The organism is Rhizobium indicum (assembly GCF_005862305.2).
Taxonomy (GTDB): Bacteria; Pseudomonadota; Alphaproteobacteria; order Rhizobiales; family Rhizobiaceae; genus Rhizobium; species Rhizobium indicum.
Genome location: NZ_CP054021.1, coordinates 389,624 through 408,110, shown reverse-complemented (window position 1 = coordinate 408,110; position 18,487 = coordinate 389,624). Strand labels below are relative to the sequence as shown.

Annotated in this window: 16 protein-coding genes; 7 read left to right on the top strand and 9 right to left on the bottom strand. The window is 59.9% G+C overall.

Features of this window, described 5'->3' with window-relative positions; all coding sequences use genetic code 11:
- Positions 1-38: 38 nt before the first annotated feature.
- From FFM53_RS01915 to FFM53_RS36205, 3 genes are all read right to left on the bottom strand, one after another.
- Positions 39-839, bottom strand: a complete 801-nt coding sequence (locus FFM53_RS01915) for a type 1 glutamine amidotransferase domain-containing protein (protein WP_138389237.1) — start codon at positions 837-839, stop codon at positions 39-41.
- A 220-nt stretch (positions 840-1,059) separates the two neighbouring features.
- Positions 1,060-1,815, bottom strand: coding sequence for an alpha/beta fold hydrolase (locus FFM53_RS01910; protein ID WP_138329521.1), 756 nt, complete (start codon positions 1,813-1,815; stop codon positions 1,060-1,062).
- A gap of 466 nt (positions 1,816-2,281) precedes the next feature.
- Entirely contained in the window at positions 2,282-2,677 is a 396-nt protein-coding gene (locus FFM53_RS36205) for a winged helix-turn-helix domain-containing protein (protein ID WP_246271004.1), read from the bottom strand.
- A gap of 465 nt (positions 2,678-3,142) precedes the next feature.
- On the opposite strand from FFM53_RS36205, the gene FFM53_RS01900 reads away from it, so the two are divergent.
- On the top strand, positions 3,143-5,995 hold the full coding sequence (locus tag FFM53_RS01900) for an ATP-binding protein (RefSeq protein ID WP_138389236.1): 2,853 nt from the start codon (positions 3,143-3,145) through the stop codon (positions 5,993-5,995).
- A gap of 69 nt (positions 5,996-6,064) precedes the next feature.
- Here the strand turns inward: FFM53_RS01900 and FFM53_RS01895 are convergent, their stop codons facing one another.
- Entirely contained in the window at positions 6,065-6,454 is a 390-nt protein-coding gene (locus FFM53_RS01895; RefSeq protein ID WP_246413064.1) for an NAD(P)/FAD-dependent oxidoreductase, read from the bottom strand.
- A 451-nt stretch (positions 6,455-6,905) separates the two neighbouring features.
- Complete coding sequence (locus tag FFM53_RS01890) at positions 6,906-7,676, bottom strand: alpha/beta hydrolase (RefSeq protein WP_138329519.1); 771 nt, start codon at positions 7,674-7,676, stop codon at positions 6,906-6,908.
- A 166-nt stretch (positions 7,677-7,842) separates the two neighbouring features.
- Here FFM53_RS01890 and FFM53_RS01885 point away from each other — a divergent pair, with 166 nt between their 5' ends.
- Positions 7,843-8,829 carry an AraC family transcriptional regulator gene (locus tag FFM53_RS01885; protein ID WP_246413062.1) on the top strand — a complete coding sequence of 329 codons (987 nt, stop codon included), beginning with the start codon at positions 7,843-7,845 and terminating at the stop codon, positions 8,827-8,829.
- Positions 8,830-9,050: 221 nt separating this feature from the next.
- Here FFM53_RS01885 and kdgD read toward each other — a convergent pair whose 3' ends face one another.
- From kdgD to FFM53_RS01870, 3 genes are all read right to left on the bottom strand, one after another.
- Complete coding sequence (gene kdgD, locus FFM53_RS01880) at positions 9,051-9,977, bottom strand: 5-dehydro-4-deoxyglucarate dehydratase (RefSeq protein WP_138329518.1); 927 nt, start codon at positions 9,975-9,977, stop codon at positions 9,051-9,053.
- 32 nt (positions 9,978-10,009) lie between these two features.
- On the bottom strand, positions 10,010-10,984 hold the full coding sequence (locus FFM53_RS01875) for a mannonate dehydratase (RefSeq protein WP_138329517.1): 975 nt from the start codon (positions 10,982-10,984) through the stop codon (positions 10,010-10,012).
- A 65-nt stretch (positions 10,985-11,049) separates the two neighbouring features.
- Positions 11,050-11,760 (bottom strand): FadR/GntR family transcriptional regulator, encoded by a 711-nt coding sequence (locus FFM53_RS01870; RefSeq protein ID WP_064249988.1) that lies wholly within the window; start codon positions 11,758-11,760, stop codon positions 11,050-11,052.
- Between the two features lie 133 nt (positions 11,761-11,893).
- On the opposite strand from FFM53_RS01870, the gene FFM53_RS01865 reads away from it, so the two are divergent.
- Genes FFM53_RS01865 through FFM53_RS01845 form a run of 5 tightly spaced genes read left to right on the top strand, consistent with a single transcriptional unit; the run spans position 11,894 to position 17,024 of the window.
- On the top strand, positions 11,894-13,489 hold the full coding sequence (locus tag FFM53_RS01865; protein WP_138389235.1) for an ABC transporter substrate-binding protein: 1,596 nt from the start codon (positions 11,894-11,896) through the stop codon (positions 13,487-13,489).
- A gap of 20 nt (positions 13,490-13,509) precedes the next feature.
- Positions 13,510-14,538, top strand: coding sequence for an ABC transporter permease (locus FFM53_RS01860; protein ID WP_065279877.1), 1,029 nt, complete (start codon positions 13,510-13,512; stop codon positions 14,536-14,538).
- Positions 14,535-15,437: an ABC transporter permease gene (locus FFM53_RS01855; protein ID WP_138389234.1), complete on the top strand. Its 903-nt coding sequence runs from the start codon at positions 14,535-14,537 to the stop codon at positions 15,435-15,437. Before FFM53_RS01860 ends, FFM53_RS01855 begins: the two co-directional genes overlap by 4 nt.
- 1 nt (position 15,438) lies before the next feature.
- Positions 15,439-16,284 carry an ABC transporter ATP-binding protein gene (locus tag FFM53_RS01850; protein ID WP_138330055.1) on the top strand — a complete coding sequence of 282 codons (846 nt, stop codon included), beginning with the start codon at positions 15,439-15,441 and terminating at the stop codon, positions 16,282-16,284.
- Positions 16,281-17,024 (top strand): ABC transporter ATP-binding protein, encoded by a 744-nt coding sequence (locus tag FFM53_RS01845; RefSeq protein ID WP_138329515.1) that lies wholly within the window; start codon positions 16,281-16,283, stop codon positions 17,022-17,024. Before FFM53_RS01850 ends, FFM53_RS01845 begins: the two co-directional genes overlap by 4 nt.
- A 211-nt stretch (positions 17,025-17,235) precedes the next feature.
- On the opposite strand, the gene FFM53_RS01840 is transcribed toward FFM53_RS01845, so the two are convergent.
- Entirely contained in the window at positions 17,236-18,291 is a 1,056-nt protein-coding gene (locus FFM53_RS01840; protein WP_138389233.1) for a LacI family DNA-binding transcriptional regulator, read from the bottom strand.
- Positions 18,292-18,487: the final 196 nt, after the last annotated feature.

Sequence of the window (18,487 nt, the reverse complement as noted above, 5' to 3'; positions counted from 1 at the left end):
AAGGCACGCCATCACCTTCCATGCCGCGTTCCATCAGATCACGCCGAAACCGTCACCCGGTTGAGGGCCTCGACCAGTTTCGCCGCAAGAGGATGATCCGATCGCGGATTTTGGCCTGTGATCAGCTCGCGGTCCTCTATCACATGGGGGGAGAAGTCGACCGGGTTAGTCGTGACGTCGCCACCCGCCATGCGCAATGCGTCTGGCATGTTGAAATAGAGCTTGCCGTGAAGGACCTGTTCTTCGATCGGTTTCTCCTCACTGGCGGAGAACACCGTCATCTTATAACCGGCATACTGCCAGCCCCTGGCGAGTTCAGACGCTTTCGAAACATCACCAGCAATCAGGGCGGCCCGATATTCCTTTGCGTGCGGCAGTGCGGCCAGCGAGCCGATCGGCCCGTGGCAAAGAAAGGCCGTGGGCTTCCGGCGAGCATGAAATCGGCGGAGGATCTCGCCGAGATCGGCATCCTGCATAAGATCGACGACCGGTGCCTGACCGCCGGGTACGAAGACGCCGGCATAACCATCGATCCCGTTTTCGATGACTGATCTCAATGTCCTGGCATCGTTCATCGCCCGATGGTCGTCGAAGAAGTCGCGCCCGCGCTTGTGAGCAGCTTCGTTGCCGTCAAAATGCTGTGCCGCGTCCGACACGGGATCGATGTGCGGCTTGGTTCCGTCGGGCGTTGCCAACACGATCTCGTATCCGGCGGCAACAAGAGCCATGGCTGGCACCACGGTTTCGTTGAGATATTGGCCGGTTGGGCCAGTTCCACCGCCCTGAATTTCAATCCGGGTGGCATTCGACCCCACCACAAGAACTTTACCTTTGCTCATAGAGTCCTCCTTATTTGATGTGGTTAATGGGTGCGGTACGGCGGATGGTCACGATGGTAGAACCCTTCAGGGATGTCACCTTGGCCTCGCCTTCCGTAAGCACCCACTTCGCTTCGAAGCGTAAGGCTATAACGAGGGGTGGCATCGTCTTATTCGCCGTTCTCGATCCGGATTTCAGTTGTTTCGCCCCAAGGGAAAGAGGCGTGCTCGCCCTTGCCACCTATTGGGCCGCCTTCACAATGAGATCCGCTACCTCTTCGGGGTGGGAGAGCATCGCCACGTGGCCGGAAGGTACCTCGATCATCTCCGCCTTTGCAGATTTCACCTGATCCCTTTGCATCTGGGGAGCGATGATCTGGTCCTGCGTTGCCACGACCATGAAAGACGGTTTGTCACGCCAGGCGGCATGGCTGACGGGCGTGGTGGTGGCACGCACATGGAAACGTCCCTGCACGACGGCAACGAGCCTCTGCTCGTCCGGGGAGAGGCCGGCCGCGAAATACCTGGAAATGCCGTCATCGCTTATCTTCAGATACCCATCCTCGTCCTTGACGAATGTCTTCCGGCTTTCCTGGTCAGGGTACCTGGAGGCGACATCGACCAGCGATTGACCGGCATCAGGCGCGTAGGCAGCTACGTAGACCAGGGATCTCACCTTCTGGTCATCACCCGCCTCCGTGATGACTACGCCGCCCCACGAATGACCGACGAGTACGATGGGTTCTTCGGCATCGCGGATCGCGCGCTTGGTGAAAGCCACGTCGCTCTCCAGGGACTCCAACGGATTTTGGACGGCGACAACTTTCAATCCGGCCCTTTCCAGAAGAGGGATGACTTTCTGCCAGGACGATCCGTCGGCGAAAGCGCCGTGAACAAGGACAACGGTCTTGGCTTTGAGATCCGCAGCGACCGCGGCGGGAGATGTGCTTGCGAACGCCACCAGGGCGCTGAAGATAAGTCCAAGGTTTCGGGACATGCGACGTTCTCCGATCATTGATCTCGATGGCGATACGGGAAATAATCGACCAACCCAGCCTCGAACGCATATTAATTGTGGTTAAATCCTGCGATTTTGCCGTGCTTGGCCGCGTGTTGGACAACCTTCTATTCGGGCTTTCCTCTCGGAGCCTTCGCCGCAATCCCGTTTGACAAGATGATGTCGCCGATGGCATCGCTTGCTGAAAAGGGCCTCCAGAGCCGAGGCTACCGCTTCCAAGACGGCCGTTTCATCATCGATGATGCCGAGATCGACAAAACACGCATGGTCAAACATGTGGAGGGCGTGCGCCACCAAGATGGCCAGAGTCGTCTTGCCGACCCCTCCTGCAACCACAACGGTCACGAAGCGGCGCTCAGCCACCATCTGCGAAAGTTTGGAAATATTCTCGTCTCGGCCGATAGGGTGGCTCAAACGAGGCGGAAAAGAGGTATTCGTTGCGCCGTCAGATCCATTGCAGCAAACCTGAGCAGCTCAAGGGCGCATACCTGTCCTCCGGCTCGGACGCCTCTTCCCATATGACGGGGGCGACGAAGCTGTAGCCGCGGCCCGCCACGCTGACGATATAGCGATTGCCGTTTTCGCCACAGCCGATTTCGCGCCTCAGATGCGTCATTTGCACTCTTATGTTGGAGGCTTCGACGTGGAGACCGGGCCATGCGAATGCCATGAGCTCCGCGTGAGAGAGGACCCGTCCATGATTTTGAACGAGAGCGGCAAGGATATCGAAGGCGCGGCTGCCTATCGCAAGCAGATCGTCGCCTCGCCGGAGAACTCTTGCAGCAGGATTCAAGCGATATGGTCCGAACCCGAAATAGCCGTTCCTAGCGTGAGAGCCCATATTGGTTCCCCTCAATGGTTTTGCACTCGTAGGGCAGTCAATCCATATTCAGCTTCAATATTATAAGAGTTCGCTCCCGTTGGGAGGTAAAATCCGGTAAATATTGGCGTGGGATGGTTTGCCGCGGCAGAAAACTTCGCGCCGGCGGTCCGAGATTTTACAGGCTGCAACCAGTTGCGCGCGACGGAGGCACTGACGAGCAGACCTGTGCGGCGACGTTGTTTATTGATTTGAAGATCCAAGCATCGGGTGTTCCGTTGAGGAAAGACTTAACGGCGAGCGGTGGCGCGGCCCGTAAAAATGAGGCAACTGGGGTAAGTTCGTCCGACAGGCCCACAGGTGGGAGGCAGACCCTCCCGTGTTCGTTAGCTTAGAGTGATGTTGAGATGCCGCGTCCACCCGCGCGATAGTGACATTGATATCATTCTTGCGCCAGGTCGATCATCAGCACGCTAAGAGGAACACATGGTACCGACGGAACCGGATGATGTGGTGGCATTTGGTCCCTTTCGCCTTCACGGGGAGCATCGCCGTTTGTTTTGCGGTGCCGAAGAGGTTCAGCTTGGCGGTCGGGCAATGGAGATGCTCGTGACCTTGGCCCGGAAGAAGGGTGAGTTGGTATATAAGGAGGAGCTGTATAATGCCGCGTGGCCCGGCATCTTTGTCCATGAAGCCAATCTGAAAGTGACAATCGCTTCGCTTAGGCGGGCACTGAGGGAATACACTCCAACAGAAGACTATATCAGGACGTTCGTAGGCCGCGGCTACCGGCTGACCGATCAGGTCATTACCGGAGAAATCCCAAAAATTGCGGATCTGCCCGTTGTGGCAAACACCCGATTTCCCGAATTGGCCACGGTTATCGGACGGGATGCCGAAATCGCTGAATTGCGAGCTAGGATTGCCGCCAACCGGCTGACGACGATCGTTGGCCCCGGGGGCATCGGCAAGACAACGGTTGCAGTCGCCACAGTGCAACTGCTCGAAGACGAAGAGGGAGATCTCATCACCTTCATAGATTTCTCCCGAGTGGCCGGCGAGGAATTCGTTATCCCTTCAGTTGCGGCTGCGCTCGGCATCAGTTCAGGTAGCCAGGATCGCCTCGACGCGATCTCATCCATCCTCGCTCGAAGGAAGACCTTGCTATTGCTGGACACGTGCGAGCATGTGCTCAATGCCGTTGCGCATCTTTGCGATGTCATTCTTGTGAACACTAGTGACGTCAGGATCGTTGCGACGAGCCGCCAGGCTCTCCGCGCGAAGCGAGAAGAGGTCTTCTGGCTTGCTCCTCTGGAGGTGCCGCCGCCTGACCATATCTACACGCCCGAACAAGTCCTCCGTTATTCCGCGCCACAACTTCTCGTCGAGCGAGCGTCCGAGAAAGGGAAATACAACATGGAGGATGGAGATGCATCTGCGGTTGCCAAGATCTGCAGGCTGCTCGATGGATCGCCTCTCGCCATAGAACTTATCTCATCCCGGCTCGGAAGCCGAAGTGCTGCTGATGTTCTCAAAGAACTTGACGATCGTTTCGCCACGCTAGTCGGACCTGACCAGGAGGGACCACTTCGTCAACAGACTCTGCTTGCGACGATGCAGTGGAGCTACGCACTCCTAACGAAGAGCGAGGCATCCGTGTTGCGCGCCACCTCGATCTTCATGGGCACGTTCGATATGGATGAGGTTGTCAGCATCGTTGTCCACTCGGGTTTGGATCCAACCGTCGTCTTTGATGCCATTGCCGGCCTGCGCGCCAAGTCGATGCTGAGCGTCGAACAAATGTCAGGTGGGATGCGATACCGGCTTCTCGACAGTACTCGAGCATTCGCAGGCAATCTGCTGGAAGCCGCGGGGGAACTGACCGCTGTATCTCAGGCCCACGCCCGACTTGTGCTGGACATCTTCGCTCGTGTGAATGCCGACCAGGCAAGACTTTCGACGCGGCAGTGGCATATCGCCTACGCCAGTCGTGCGGACGATTTGCGCAGGGCCATCGGTTGGGCACTCTTTCTTCGCGCCGATCCGCTGCTTGGCATGCAGTTGGTGGCATCGGGATTGCCACTGTGGCATGAATTGTCGTTGAGCGAAGAGGCCCGCAGGAACTGCGAACAGGCGCTCGCCGAGTTCGATCGCCTCGGCTGCGATGATCGAGCCCTGAAGCTCAAGCTGCTCGTCGGGCTTGCGGCAGTGAGCAGCTATATATCAGCCGATGCGGAGAAGGCCATTGAGACCTTTGAAACCGCAATCCAGTTATCACGCAAGATCCGCGATACATATGCCGAATGCCAGGCCTTGGGTGCCTTGGCGCGATATCGGCTCCTGCCTGGCAACCAGACCGAGGTTCGGAAGATTCTCAAGGAGTTGAAGCGTGTCGCAACGCGCTCTAACAATCGCTCCGCGCAGTGGGAGCACGAGATCCTTCTTACGGAATTGGAGATCATACACTGCCAGTACCCGCCCGCGATAGCCAGGATGGAGAGGTTGAGTCGGGAGGTGCGGGGCTTTTCCGACGGTACGGCTTCTCGATTTGATCTTGATCCGAAGATCAGGAGCGAAACGACACTGGGCGCTTTGCAGTGGCTGGGCTCTGTCAGACCCGGGACGGGTCTGAATACAGTTAAGATTTGCGCACAAGAAGCTCTGGAAGCTCATCATGGATGGACCCTCGTCTCATGCTACACCCACGGAGCGCTTTTCATTCTAAGCGAATGTCAGGAATGGACGCTGGCGATCCACTACGCCGAGCGACTGAAGGATACGATTTATCGTAACGGCATGCCGACGTGGATCCCGGTGGCCAACTGCTACGCAGAAGCACTTTACGTGCTTTCGGGCGCTCGGCTTGATCCGGATGGCCCCATGTCAGCGTTCGACGAACTCCGCACCGGCCTTCGGCAGTTGGGTCGTCATGCCTACTATGCACTTCTGATCCGCGCCCTTTATGCGATCGGACATATGAACGAAGCAGTACGTATTCTCGACTATTTGTTCGACATCGGACCGCAACGTTCGATGGTGCCCGAATTGCTCCGCCTTCGGGCTGTCAAGGAGCGATCGGTCGGGCGCGACGAAGAAGCGGAAGTCACCTTGCGGCAATCCTTGCAAGCCGCAGAAGAAAACGGTGCGTGGGCTTGGCGGATCCGTGGTGCCACAGATCTTGCGGCCCTGCTGCGGGACCAAACGCGGATCGACGCGGCCAGGAGCGTTCTTGAGCCAGTGTATGGTCAGTTCATGGATGGGTTCGATACGCCTGACTTGCAAAGAGCCCGCAACCTCCTGACGGAGCTGCAGAATTTCGGTCGCATCTGGAGTTCTTAGCGGCTTGCCCGGTTCTTTCTCAGACGGCCACCGATTGATCCGCTGTTTCGCGGTTCACCGGATTGTGCGTCAGCCAGCCGTGGATCGAGTGGACCACGACTGATCCTTCGCCCAAACGGATAGCAAGGTGCAATCGAGACGCCGCGCCGCCTCGGCGACGGCGAAACGTGCGCCGCACTTCTGAGCCTGTATTTGCGCTCGCCGGGCAAGATCCTGTCCCGAAATACCCATTGGAAATCCGAGATAGTTCTCGATGCGCGAACTCGTGCCCGCCTGTCCGCCAGGCCCAACTGCCTCTATGACCAGCGTGTTCAGTCCTTCGGATGCGGCGTAGACCGCCGCGGCGAGACCGGATGGCCCGGCACCCACGATAACCACGTCATATGTATGCGAAGAGTTCAGCCGCTCCGTGATCCCGAGAGCCTCGACAAGATCATGGTTGGTCGGTTGAGTGAGCACGCTGACGCCATTGAGAACAACGATCGCAGGCTATCGACATCGGCATGGAATGACCCCATTGCCGCCCGTGCACCGTGGTCGACGTCGGTGTCGAGGCAGCGATAGGGATAGCCGTTCCTTTCCAGAGGTGAGCGGCGGCTGCCAGTGCGGTGCCGTGCGCTACCACGCAACCGCTATGATGGGCGGGTGAGGAGGCGTGATGGCTGAGTCCTATTCCGGCGGTTTCCCGTGCGGCGCTGTCCGAGGCCATGGCGCGTGGGCAGGGGGGCTTTGCTCGAGCTATTCGCCGCGGTCGGAGACGCGTTAAGACGGCCAGTTTGAAAGTCGCCATTATCACAGTGTTGCCAGTGACAAGGGGTCAGCGCTGCGAGTGCGACCCTGCGAACTGGGATCGTTGCACATCGATGCTACCGACCACCGCTAGGCGGGCGATAGCATCGGTTGACGAGGGCTACTTTGCTCCTGCGGCCGCTTCTATGACCGCAGCCACTTCCTTGGCGTGCGAGGCCAGCGAGGCGTGGCTACCCTCGACTGTCGTCACCTTGGCCTTCATCCGTTCGGCAAAGAAAGCCTGTGCGTGGGGGTCAAGGACGAGGTCCTTGGAGCTCAGGACGTACCAGCTTGGCTTGTCGTGCCATGCCGCGACCTCAGCAGGCGCATCGAAGGCAGTATGGTTGATCGGCATCTGGTGCGCTGCCAGATGTTCACCGATCTTCTTGGGCAGGTCGCCCGCCACTGCACTGGGGAATACTGCAGGATCGATGCTCAAGTAACCCTTTGCGTCGGGCCGAATGGCCGCCGCTCCGGGGGTTGCCGGACCGCTGGCTGCCAATGCTGTGATGGTTTCACCTTTCTCGGGCGCAAAGGCCGAGACATAGACGAGTGATGCCACCTTGGCGTTGTCGCCCGCCTCGCCGATCACCACGCCACCCCAGGAATGGCCCACCAGGACAACCGGGCCATTTTGCGCATACAGCACCGCATTGGTGGCAGCGACGTCGTCAGCAAGCGAGGTCAACGGGTTCTTCACCGCAGTCACCTTGTAGCCCTTGGCGGTCAGGATTGCAGCGACGCCGTCCCAACTGGTTTCGTCGACGAAGGCGCCGTGGACAAGAACGATATTCTTAATTGTCTGATCCGGGAGAGCCGGCTGGGCCCTTGCGGGTGCAGCACCAAGCATGGCGGTCGTCAGCATTAGGGCGGACATGAGAAGAGATTTCATTTGGAGCTCCTATAGAGCGCATCAGCGCGATTGCTTAATTCGGATAATCTGCAATGCTGTCGGCTACACGACGGCAGGAAGACCGGGATGGCCTTGCCTTCGCGCAAACACCTGAACTGCCAGATAATTCCTCATTGAAGACAAAACCAAACTAGGGCTTGCCGAGATGGATCACCATGACCAGAGCCCCGCAATGCATGCTCCGTCGTCCAAAAATGCGATCATGCTCGCCTCTCGGGTGGATCTGCTTTCCCAGATTTTGGCCATGGTCAGCCTGCATGGCGAAATCGTCTTTACAGTCGAGCTCAGGCAACCATGGGCGCTACGCTTTCATCCAGGAGCGGCTTATTTCTTCATCGTGCTCGAAGGGGGCCTGACGGTTGTGAACGATCAGGGCCATGCCTTGCAGGTGGCAACCGGCGATCTGATCATGCTGCCGAGAGGCCTTGGGCACGGCTTGAGCGATGGCGAGTGTGCAACTGAAGCTGACTTGGCAGCCCTGATGGCGGCGCAGGTTACCGCCGAAAAACTCAATGTCTCCCACGGCGGAGGCGGCCAACAGACCAAGCTTATCGCTGGAGCCTTTCGGTTCGAAAGCGCTTCCGTGCCCTGGCTCGTATCGGCACTGCCGTCGGTCATTCACATTCCAAAAGCCAGCGGCGAGACCGCCGGATGGGCCGAGGGGCTTGGCTACTTCATGATGAAGGAAGCCCAGGACGTGTATCCCGGCGCGTCCATCATGATTTCACGGCTGATCGACGTACTGGTGATCAGTATCCTGCGGAGCTGGGTGCGGATCGAGCGGGGCGGCAATGTCGGCTGGCTTGGAGCGCTCGGGGATGCGCGCATCAGCCGCGCGCTCAAGGCCATCCACGACAAGCCTTATCGGCGCTGGACCGTGCTCGATCTGGCTCGCGTGGCGGGCCTGTCCCGGTCCGGCTTCGCGGCGCGATTTACAGCATTGGTGAAAGAAGCGCCACTTGCCTACCACAGCCGCTGGCGGCTGACGCTCGCCTTGGGCTTGATGCGCCAGCCTGATGCCAAGGTTGGGTCGGTCGCCCGGCAAGTGGGCTATGATTCCGAAGCAGCCTTCAGCCGAGCCTTCAAGGCACAGTTTGGTTTTGCGCCCATGAATGCCAAATCGACAACTTAGCAGGATCGATGAGTGTGTAGATCCGGCGCAATGCATACCAGATTATAACGCGGCGAATGTCCGACGTGGGGTCGAATGCCGAATGGCAGCTTCTGCTGAACTCGCCCCGATAACAGATGCGCCGCTTCCGGCCCCATAGCGGTCGTCTACCCAAGCCGTGCCGATGTCCGTGCGAACCGGACAGCCGCCGGGCCACCCCGGCGGCCTACTGCCGCGATATTTTATTCCGCCGCGATCCGTGTGACGCCGTTGGCCTGGACGATCTTTTCCAGCAGCGCGAGTTCGTCCTGGGTAAGGTCCGTCAGAGGCGGGCGTACGGGGCCGGGGTTCTGCCCGAGGACACGAAGGCCGGCCTTGATGATCGAGACGGCATATCCCTTCTTGCGATTGCGCAAGGCGACGAAGGGGAAAAAGAAGCCCTTGAGGATCTCATCGACAGTCGCCTGATCGCCGGTGCGCAAGGCGCCGTAAAAGCGCTGGGCGAGCGCGGGCACGAAGTTGAAAACGGCCGATGAATAGGTCGTCACGCCTGCGGCAAAATAGGCCTGGGCGTAAACCTCGTGGGTCGGCATGCCGCCGACATAGACGAGGCGGTCGCCAAGCAGCGTGGTGATCTCGATCACCTTGTCGACATCGCCGACGCCGTCCTTGAAGCCGATCAGGTTCGGGCATTCCTCCGCCAGGCGCGCGATGCTGTCGGCGGTCAGGACGGCGTTGTCGCGATTATAGACAATGACGCCGATGCCGACCGATTGGCAGACTGCCTTGACATGGGCGATGAGACCCGCCTGTTCGGCAAACATCAGATAAGGCGGCAACAGCAGCAGTCCGTCCGCGCCGGCCTTCTCGGCCGCGACTGCGATTTCGATGGCGAGCGATGTGCCGTAGCCGGTTCCCGAAATGATCGGCGTCTTGCCCGCCGACGCCTTGGCCGCCCGGACAACCTGCGGAATTTCGGCCGGGTTGAGAGAGAAGAACTCCCCGGTGCCGCCGGCGGCAAACAGCGCTGCAGCGTCATAACCGGAAAGCCACTCGACATGACGGCGGTATTTGGCTTCGTCGAATTTGAGTTGATCGTCGAAATGGGTAACCGGAAACGACAGGAGACCACTACCGACGGCCTTCTTCAATTCAATCGGGTTCATCATGAAGTCCTATTCTTGACGTGTTGAAAACCGGCTCACTCGCTTTCGAGCACTTGCAGAAGTGCGGCGATATAGCCGTAGCAGAAGGCAAATGCGGTGGCGGTCGGATCCTTGCCGCTGACGGTCGGCACATGGTCGGGCATCAACATGTATTTGAAGCCCACCTCCTTATAGATCCTGGCCGAGCGGACCATGTCCATGTCGCCTTCTTCAGGGAAGGTCTCCATGAAGGACAGCTTGCCGCCGCGAATGTTGCGGAAGTGAACATTGAAGATCTTGCCGCGCTGGCCGAACCAGCGGATGACATCGTCGATTTCCTTGCCGGGATTTTCCAGCATCTCGCCGATCGAACCCTGGCAGAAATTGAGGCCGTGATACGGGTTTTCGTGCATCAGCACGAATTTCTTCAGGCCTTCCACCGTGCCCAGCACCCGCGTGACGCCGCGATAACCTGGCGGCGTATAGGGATCGTGCGGATGGCAGGCGAGCCGGACGCGGTTGCTTGCAGCAACGGGAACGACGCGTTCCAGGAAATAGTCGATCCGCTCCCAGTTTTCGTCCTCGGAAAGCACGCCGGCAAGACCGGGCTCGGCCTGCTGGTCCGTCTTGTCCCAGCGGAAGCTGGCATTCAGCGATCCGCCGCGTCCCGGTTCATCCGGCGTGCGGGGAATGCCGATCAGGTTGAGATTGTACTTCACCGCAGGAATGCCTGCGGCTGCGGCATTCTCGATCAGCTTGCAGACGGCGTCGATCTGTCTGTCGCGCTCGGGGCCGGCAAGCAGGATATCGGGATAGGAAGCCTTCTCGATCGGCTGCGAGGGCAGGGGCAACTGGATCATATCGAGGATCAGGCCGAAGCTTTCGACCTTGTCGCGATGCCGCTCGAGATCGGAGAGCGTCCAGCTGCTCGGCTTTCCCGGAGGGTCGGCGTTGATATGCTTCACACCCAGTTGCGCGAAGATACGATAATCGTCGTCATCCCGCGCTGCGACCTGCGTTCCCAGATACATTTGAGTCTCTTTCGAAATTACACAATGTCATATGACATAATATGAATTTCGAAGGGTGTCGAGCCCTATTGCTGCTCGGCAAGCATGCGGTAGCGGCGCTGGCTGGCCAGCATATGGGCGCGCATTGCCTGGCGGGCGCGTTCTGGATCCTGGTCGGCAATTGCCGAGAGGATTTCGACATGTTCGGCATAAACCTTCTGAAGATAGCTGCGGTCATTGGCCTCAGGCAGCGTCGGAAACTGGCCGCGGGGGATGGCTCTGGGGCCGAAATGGCGCAGGACATCGACATAGAATCGGTTGTTCGTGGCGGCGGCAATCGCCATGTGGAAGGCATAATCCGCTTCCACCGTTTGCTGTCCGGTTTCGATTAGGTTTGCCATTCTGCGGTTGGCTTCGCGGATCGCCGCTTCCTGCTCGGCGGTGCGGCGATAGGCGGCGATCGCCGCCGCTTCACCCTCGGCGGCCATGCGAAACTCCAGCAATTCCAGGGTTTCCGGAATGCTCTTGATTTCCACTGGCGTTAAAGAAAGGACCGAATGCGCCTTCGGATCCGCGACGAAGACGCCTTTGCCCTGGATCGGCTTGACGAAGCCTGCAGACCTCAGATCGGCTATCGCCTCGCGCACCACGGTGCGGCTGACGCCGAATGTCGCTTCAAGCTGCGGCTCGGTCGGCAGCTGGTCGCCGACCCGTAGCTTCCCCGTCTCGATCTGCGCCCGCAACTGATCGATGACCTGCTGTGCCAGTCTTTGCCGGCCACCGCCGAGTGTCGTCATTGTCCGTTCCCCCAATCCCTTTGCATCATGTCTCCCGCTCGGGTCTTGCAAATCATATCAGACTTCGATAAATCATAATACGACATACGGGCGACATAATATGTCTTTTATAGTAGTCTAGGGAGGACTGACAATGAAGCATTTTTCTAAGGGCTTGTTCGTCGGCGCCGTGATCGGCGCCCTGACGATCGCTGCACCGCTCTCGCAGGCCGCCACACCGCAGGACCAACTGGTGGTCGGCACATCGCTGGCGCAGGTTCTGTCGCTGGATCCGCAGCAGGCGACCGAAGGCAAGGCGGTCGAGATCATGTCGAATCTTTACGATCGGCTGGTCGCCAGCACAGCGGATGGCAAGATCCTTCCGCAGCTGGCGGAAAGCTGGAAAGTTGACGACAAGGGCATCACGTTTACGTTGCGCAAGGCCAATTTCGCCTCCGGCAATCCGGTCACCTCAAAGGATGTCGTCTACTCGCTGGCGCGGCTCCTGAAGATGGACCAGGCCGCCGCCGCTAACCTCAAGCGCGTCGGTTACGACAAGGACAATGTCGAAAAGCTCGTCAAGGCCGTCGACGATCAGACGGTGCGGATCGATCTCTCCGACCAGGTGACGGCAGAGCTTCTGCTCTACCGGCTGACGACGACGACGACCAGCGTGGTCGACAGCGTCGAGGTCGAGAGCCACGCCGTCGATAACGACTACGGAAACGCCTGGATGCGAACCCATTCGGCCGGCTCAGGTCCGTTCACCCTCAATCGCTGGTCTCCGAACGAACTGGTGATCCTCGATGCCAACAAGGATTATATGGCCGGCGCGCCGAAAATGCGCCGCGTCATCGTCCGGCATGTGCCTGAAAGCCAGGTCGAGCGGCTGATGCTCGAACGCGGCGATATCGATATTGCCAGCGCGCTGACCGCATCGGATCTCGCGACCTTCCAGGACAAGAAGGGCTTTGCCATCCAGCGTATTCCGACGGGCGGTTTCTACGTGCTGTCGATGAATGCCGGCAACAAATACCTCGCCAACCCGAAGGTTCGCGAAGCCATTGCCTACGGCATCGACTACAAGGGCATCGAAAAGACGATCATGGGCCCTTATGGCCGGGCCAGAAACGTTCCCGTTCCGGAGAATTTCGAATATGCCATCCCGAACCCCGATTGGCATCTCGACGTCGAAAAGTCCAAGCAGCTGCTGAGCGAGGCAGGTTTCAAGGACGGCTTCTCGCTGTCGCTGAAGACCATCGCGCAAACGCCGCGCATCGATCTGGCCACCGCCATCCAGGCATCGCTTGCCCAGATCGGCATCAAGGTCGACATCCAGCAGGGCAACGGCTCGGAAATCATCGCCGCCCATCGCGCCAGGGATTTCGATCTGCTGATCCCGCAGACCAGCGCCTATATGCCGAACGTCCTCGGCTCGATGGAGCAGTTCTCCTCCAATCCCGACAACTCGAAGGAAGCCAACAATGCCGGCAATTTCGTCTGGCGCTCGGCCTGGGACATCCCGGAACTCACGGCCCTGACGGCCAAGGCATCGATGGAGCCGGACGCCAAGAAGCGTGGCGAAATCTACGTTCAGATGCAGAAGATGTTCGTCGAACAGAAGCCGGCGGTGCTTCCGCTCTTCGAGCGCTTTGAGCCGATCGTCCTGTCAAGCAAGGTCGAGGGATATGTGGGACATCCGTCTCAGCTGACGCGTCTCGAGAACGTGACCAAGGTCGAAACCCAGTAATACTCTCAGGACAGCCGATCATGAAGGAACTCTCCGTAGCCGAATTTGGCCGACGCCTGGCGCATTTGCTGGTCAGCCTGTTCATCCTCTTATGTGTGACCTTCGTGATCGGCCGCGTCTTGCCCACCGATCCGGTCGGCGCGATTGTCGGCGAGCTCGCCGATCCCTCAGCCTATGCGGCCATGCGGGCGCGCCTGGGGCTCGATCTGCCGATCTACCAGCAGTTTTTCCTCTATCTGAACGGGTTGGCGCATGGTGATTTCGGCACGGCCGTCCTCACCGGCAATCCCGTCTCTTCGGATCTCGCTCAAGCCTTTCCGGCGACGTTCGAACTCGCGACGCTGGCGGTGATCATTTCGACCTTCGTCGGAGTTCCGCTCGGGCTGGTCGCGGCGCTGTTTCGCGACAGCTTCATTGACAAGACGGCCCGGGTGGTCGCACTCGTCGGTCATTCGATCCCGGTTTTCTGGTTCGGCATCGTCGGCCTTGTCATCTTCTACGCCGGCCTCAACTGGGTCGGCGGGCCGGGCAGGATCGATGTCTTTTACGAAGGCCTCGTCACGCCGCAAACCGGGCTGTTGTTGGTCGACAGCCTGCTGCAGGGCGAGACGGAAATCTTCTGGAATGCGCTCGGCCATATCATTCTGCCGGCCGTCATCCTCGCCTATGCGGCGATGGCCTACATCACCCGCATGACACGCAGCTTCACCCTGGAGCAGTTGAGCCAGGATTATGTCATTGCGGCCCGAGCCAAGGGTGTGAGCCCGCTCGGCACGATCTGGCACCACGTCCTGCCGAACATTGCGGTGCAGCTGATCACCATCCTGGCCATTTCCTATGGCGGTCTGCTCGAAGGCGCTGTCGTGACCGAGATCGTTTTCTCCTGGCCGGGCATTGGCCAGTACATGACAAACGCCCTGATGATCGGCGACATGAACGCCATCGTCGCCGGCACCATCATTGTGGGATTCATTTTCATGTTGTTGAACTTCCTGGCCGACGTCGCTTACGCCGTCTTTGATCCGCGTATGCGGGAGGCGGCCCGATGAGCGACGTCATCCGCAGCGAGATTCATATCCGCCCGCCAAGTGTGTTGACCCGTATCGCGGCGTCGTTTGCGCGCGCCGGCCGCAAATTGGCCCACGAGCCGCTCGGTCTTGCCGGTTTCGTCATCCTCGGTCTACTTTGCATTGTCGCGATCTTCGCGCCGCTCCTGGCGCCCTACGATCCGGCCATACAGTCGCTTGGCGAGGCCTTGCAGCCGCCGAGCCTCGCGCATCTGGCGGGCACGGACGAATTCGGTCGGGATATCTTGAGCCGCCTCATCTTCGGCACGCGCATCACCATCCAGACCGTGCTGTCGATCTCCTTGATCGTCGGGCCGATCGGCCTGCTGATCGGCGTCGTTGCCGGCTTCTTCGGAGGGCGCACCGATGCGCTGCTGATGCGCGCCACCGATATCGTTCTCTCTTTCCCGTCGCTGATCCTGGCCCTGGCTTTTGCTGCGGCACTCGGCGCCGGCTTGACCACGGCCATCATCGCGATCTCGCTGACCGCATGGCCGCCGATTGCGAGGCTCGCGCGCGCCGAGGCCCTTGTCGTCAGAAACGCCGACTATGTGGTCGCCGCCCGTCTTTATGGCGCCTCGCCGATGCGCATCCTTCTTCTCTATATCGCGCCGATGTGCGTTCCCTCCGTCATTGTTCGCCTGACGCTCAACATGGCGGGCATCATTCTAACGGCGGCTTCGCTTGGCTTCCTCGGCCTTGGCGCCCAGCCGCCGGCGCCGGAATGGGGCGCGATGATCTCCAGCGGCCGCAAGTTCATGCTGGATTATTGGTGGGTTGCCGTCATGCCGGGTATCGCCATCCTCCTCACCAGCCTTGCCTTCAACATCGCCGGAGATGCTCTGCGCGACCTATTGGATCCTCGCCATGCCAGATCGTGAAATGCAAGATCGTGATCTGCAGCCCGTTCTTTCCGTCGAAGGATTGACCGTCCGTTTCGGCCGAGGCGCCGTGCCCGCCGTTTCCAACGTCAGTTTCGACGTCGGGCGCGAACGCGTCGGGATCGTCGGAGAATCCGGTTCCGGCAAATCGACGACGGGTCGCGCCATCATGCGCCTTTTGCCGCCGGCCGCGGTGGTCTCGGCCGAACGCATGGATCTCGGCGGCGATCCGTTGCTTTCAAAGAGCGAGCGTCAGATGGGAGCGCTACGCGGCAAGGACATCGCGCTGATCATGCAGGATCCGCGCTATTCGCTGAATCCGGTGCTCTCGATCGGCAAGCAGATCGCCGAAGCCGCGCGCCTTCACCTCGGTCTTCACAAGAAACAGGCGCATGAGGCTGCCCGCGCCATGCTGGAGCGCGTGCGCATCAGCGATGCGGAGCGGGTCATGGCGCTTTATCCGCACCAGATATCGGGCGGCATGGGCCAGCGCGTGATGATCGCCATGATGCTGTTGGCGCGGCCGAAGCTTGTCATCGCCGACGAGCCGACCTCGGCGCTTGATGTCAGCGTCCGAAAGGACGTGCTGCTGCTGCTCGATGAGTTGGTGCGCGAGAATAATTCCGGACTGCTGTTGATCAGCCACGACATTCGCATGGTGGCAGCCTTTTGTGAGCGCATCATCGTCATGTATGCCGGCCGGATCGTCGAGACCCTGACCCGTCTCGAGGATGCTCGCCATCCCTATACCCGCGGGCTGATCGCTGCGCTGCCCGACCCCAGGAACCCGGTTCGCCGGCTTGCTGTTCTCGACAGGACGAAACTCGATCTGGAGACGGCGCAATGATCAATGTGCGTGACCTCGATGTCGTCTTTGCCTCCGGCAAATCAAGCAACCATGTCGTCAGAGGCATCAGTTTTCAGGTTGGCCAGGGGGAGACGCTGGGTATTGTCGGTGAATCCGGATGCGGTAAATCGACGGTGCTGCGTTGCCTCGCCGGCATGGAGTCTGGTTGGACCGGTCACATCGAGCTTGGCGGCAAACCGATCGGCAAGAAGCGCTCCCGCGAGGAGCTGAAATTCGCTCAGATGGTGTTTCAGGACCCTTACGGATCCCTGCATCCGCGCCATCGCATCGGCACCGCCTTGGCCGAGCCGCTACGCGCCATGGGCCATTCGGACATCTGGTCGAAGGTCGAGAGGGCGTTAATCCAGGTGGGTTTGCCGGCGAGCTTCGCAAACCGTTTTCCGCACGAGCTTTCCGGTGGCCAGCGGCAGAGGGTGGCAATCGCCCGGGCACTGATCCTGTCACCGCCCATCCTGTTGCTCGACGAGCCGACATCGGCGCTCGACGTCTCGGTCCAGGCCGAAATCCTCAACCTGCTGGCCGATCAGCGCGAGGAAAAGGGCCTGACCTATCTGCTTGTCAGCCACGACCTCGCGGTCATCGGCCATATGTGCGACCGGGTGTTGATCATGAAGAATGGTTGCTTCGTCGACGAACTCACCAAAGCGGATCTGCAAGCCGGCACCACGCATGATGCCTATGCGCGAGAACTGTTCGAAGCGAGTTTTATCGAGGCTTGATATCCCTCGGTCTTGTGCCACTGCTGTCCGGTTTGCGCGGATAGCTGCCCCTCGGAACGGAGAGGGTGCGGCATATCCCCTTCGCCCCGTTTACGGGGAGAAGGTGGCGGCAGCCGGATGAGGGGCGATCTCCGCAATCTCCAGGGCTGAGGCGTCGAAGATGACATTGAATCGACTAGAACCAACGCCATGCACTTAGTGGCGTGGCTCGTCAGCGATCTTCCGTAACTGCAGGCACATGCCTGACGGCTGCAACGCTACCCCTTTCGACGAGATGGCAGGCGAGCTCGACCCGTCGCCGCGGCGCCGCAAGGCCGAGCATCATGTCGCGCAGCAGATCGAGCGCGGTGGCACCGAGTTCGCGCATCGGAATATGCACCGTCGACAGCGGCGGATTGAGAAAAGCCGACTGTGGCAGGTCGTCTATGCCCATGACCGAGATGTCCTGCGGTACGGCATACCCCATCGCCTGCAAGCCGCGCACCGCGCCATTGGCAAGACTGTCGCCCGCCGTCAGGATGGCGGTGAAGGAGAGGCCTTTCTCGCGGACAAGACGGGTAACCGCCTCGGCGCCGAGTTCCGGCAGCCAGTCGTCGACCTCGAGCACCAGATCGGCATCCGCGGTCAGCCCATGATGCTGCAGGGCATCGCGCCAACCCTCAAGGCGCCGCTCGATCGTCCGCCGACCCGGCCTCAGCATGAACAGGATGCGTTCATGTCCGGCCTTGATCAGCCGCTCGGCGGCGATGAAGGCGGCCGAGCGGTTGCAGGGCGTCACACTCGAAAGCCGCATATAGGGATCGTCGCTGTTGACCAGCACGACGGGCTTTCCGAGATCGGCCGCCGCCGCCAGCATCTCCTCTTCGTCGACGGTCAGGATCAGCATGCCGCCGAAGCTCGGATCATCACGCATCTCGGCGACGACGCGGGCTTCATCTCCCTTGTCGGCGACCGGGCGCATCGCCAGTTCGATGCCGAGGGCGGCGGCACGCGCATTCAATCCTTCGAGCACATAGAGTGTAAACTGGTTGCGGACATAGTCGATCATCGCTGCGCCGGAGGCGACGAGCATGACCTTCTTGCCGGCAACGCTGGCCGGCAGGGCGTAGCTGACCGCACTTGCCGTTTCCAGCACCAGCTTGCGAATCTCCGGCCTGACGCCCTTTTCACCGGCCAGCGCACGCGACACCGTGCTGATCGAGACGCCGCATCGGGCGGCAATGTCGTCGAGGCGCGTGCGCCTGCCTTTTTTCTCTTCCGCCGCCATGTCGTCTCCTCGCTTCCAGCTACTATGCAAAAATCTTTCAGATTGCGCAAATGGAATGCCTATGCACAATTGTTGCCTGAGGAGTCCGCGACAAGCGGCAGAGCAGGGAGGCTTTGAAGATGCGGCTAGACGGCCAGTCCATGCGTCGGCGTTTTACCCGGGGTCTCAAGGATCGAGCATGATGCCGAAAAGTGTG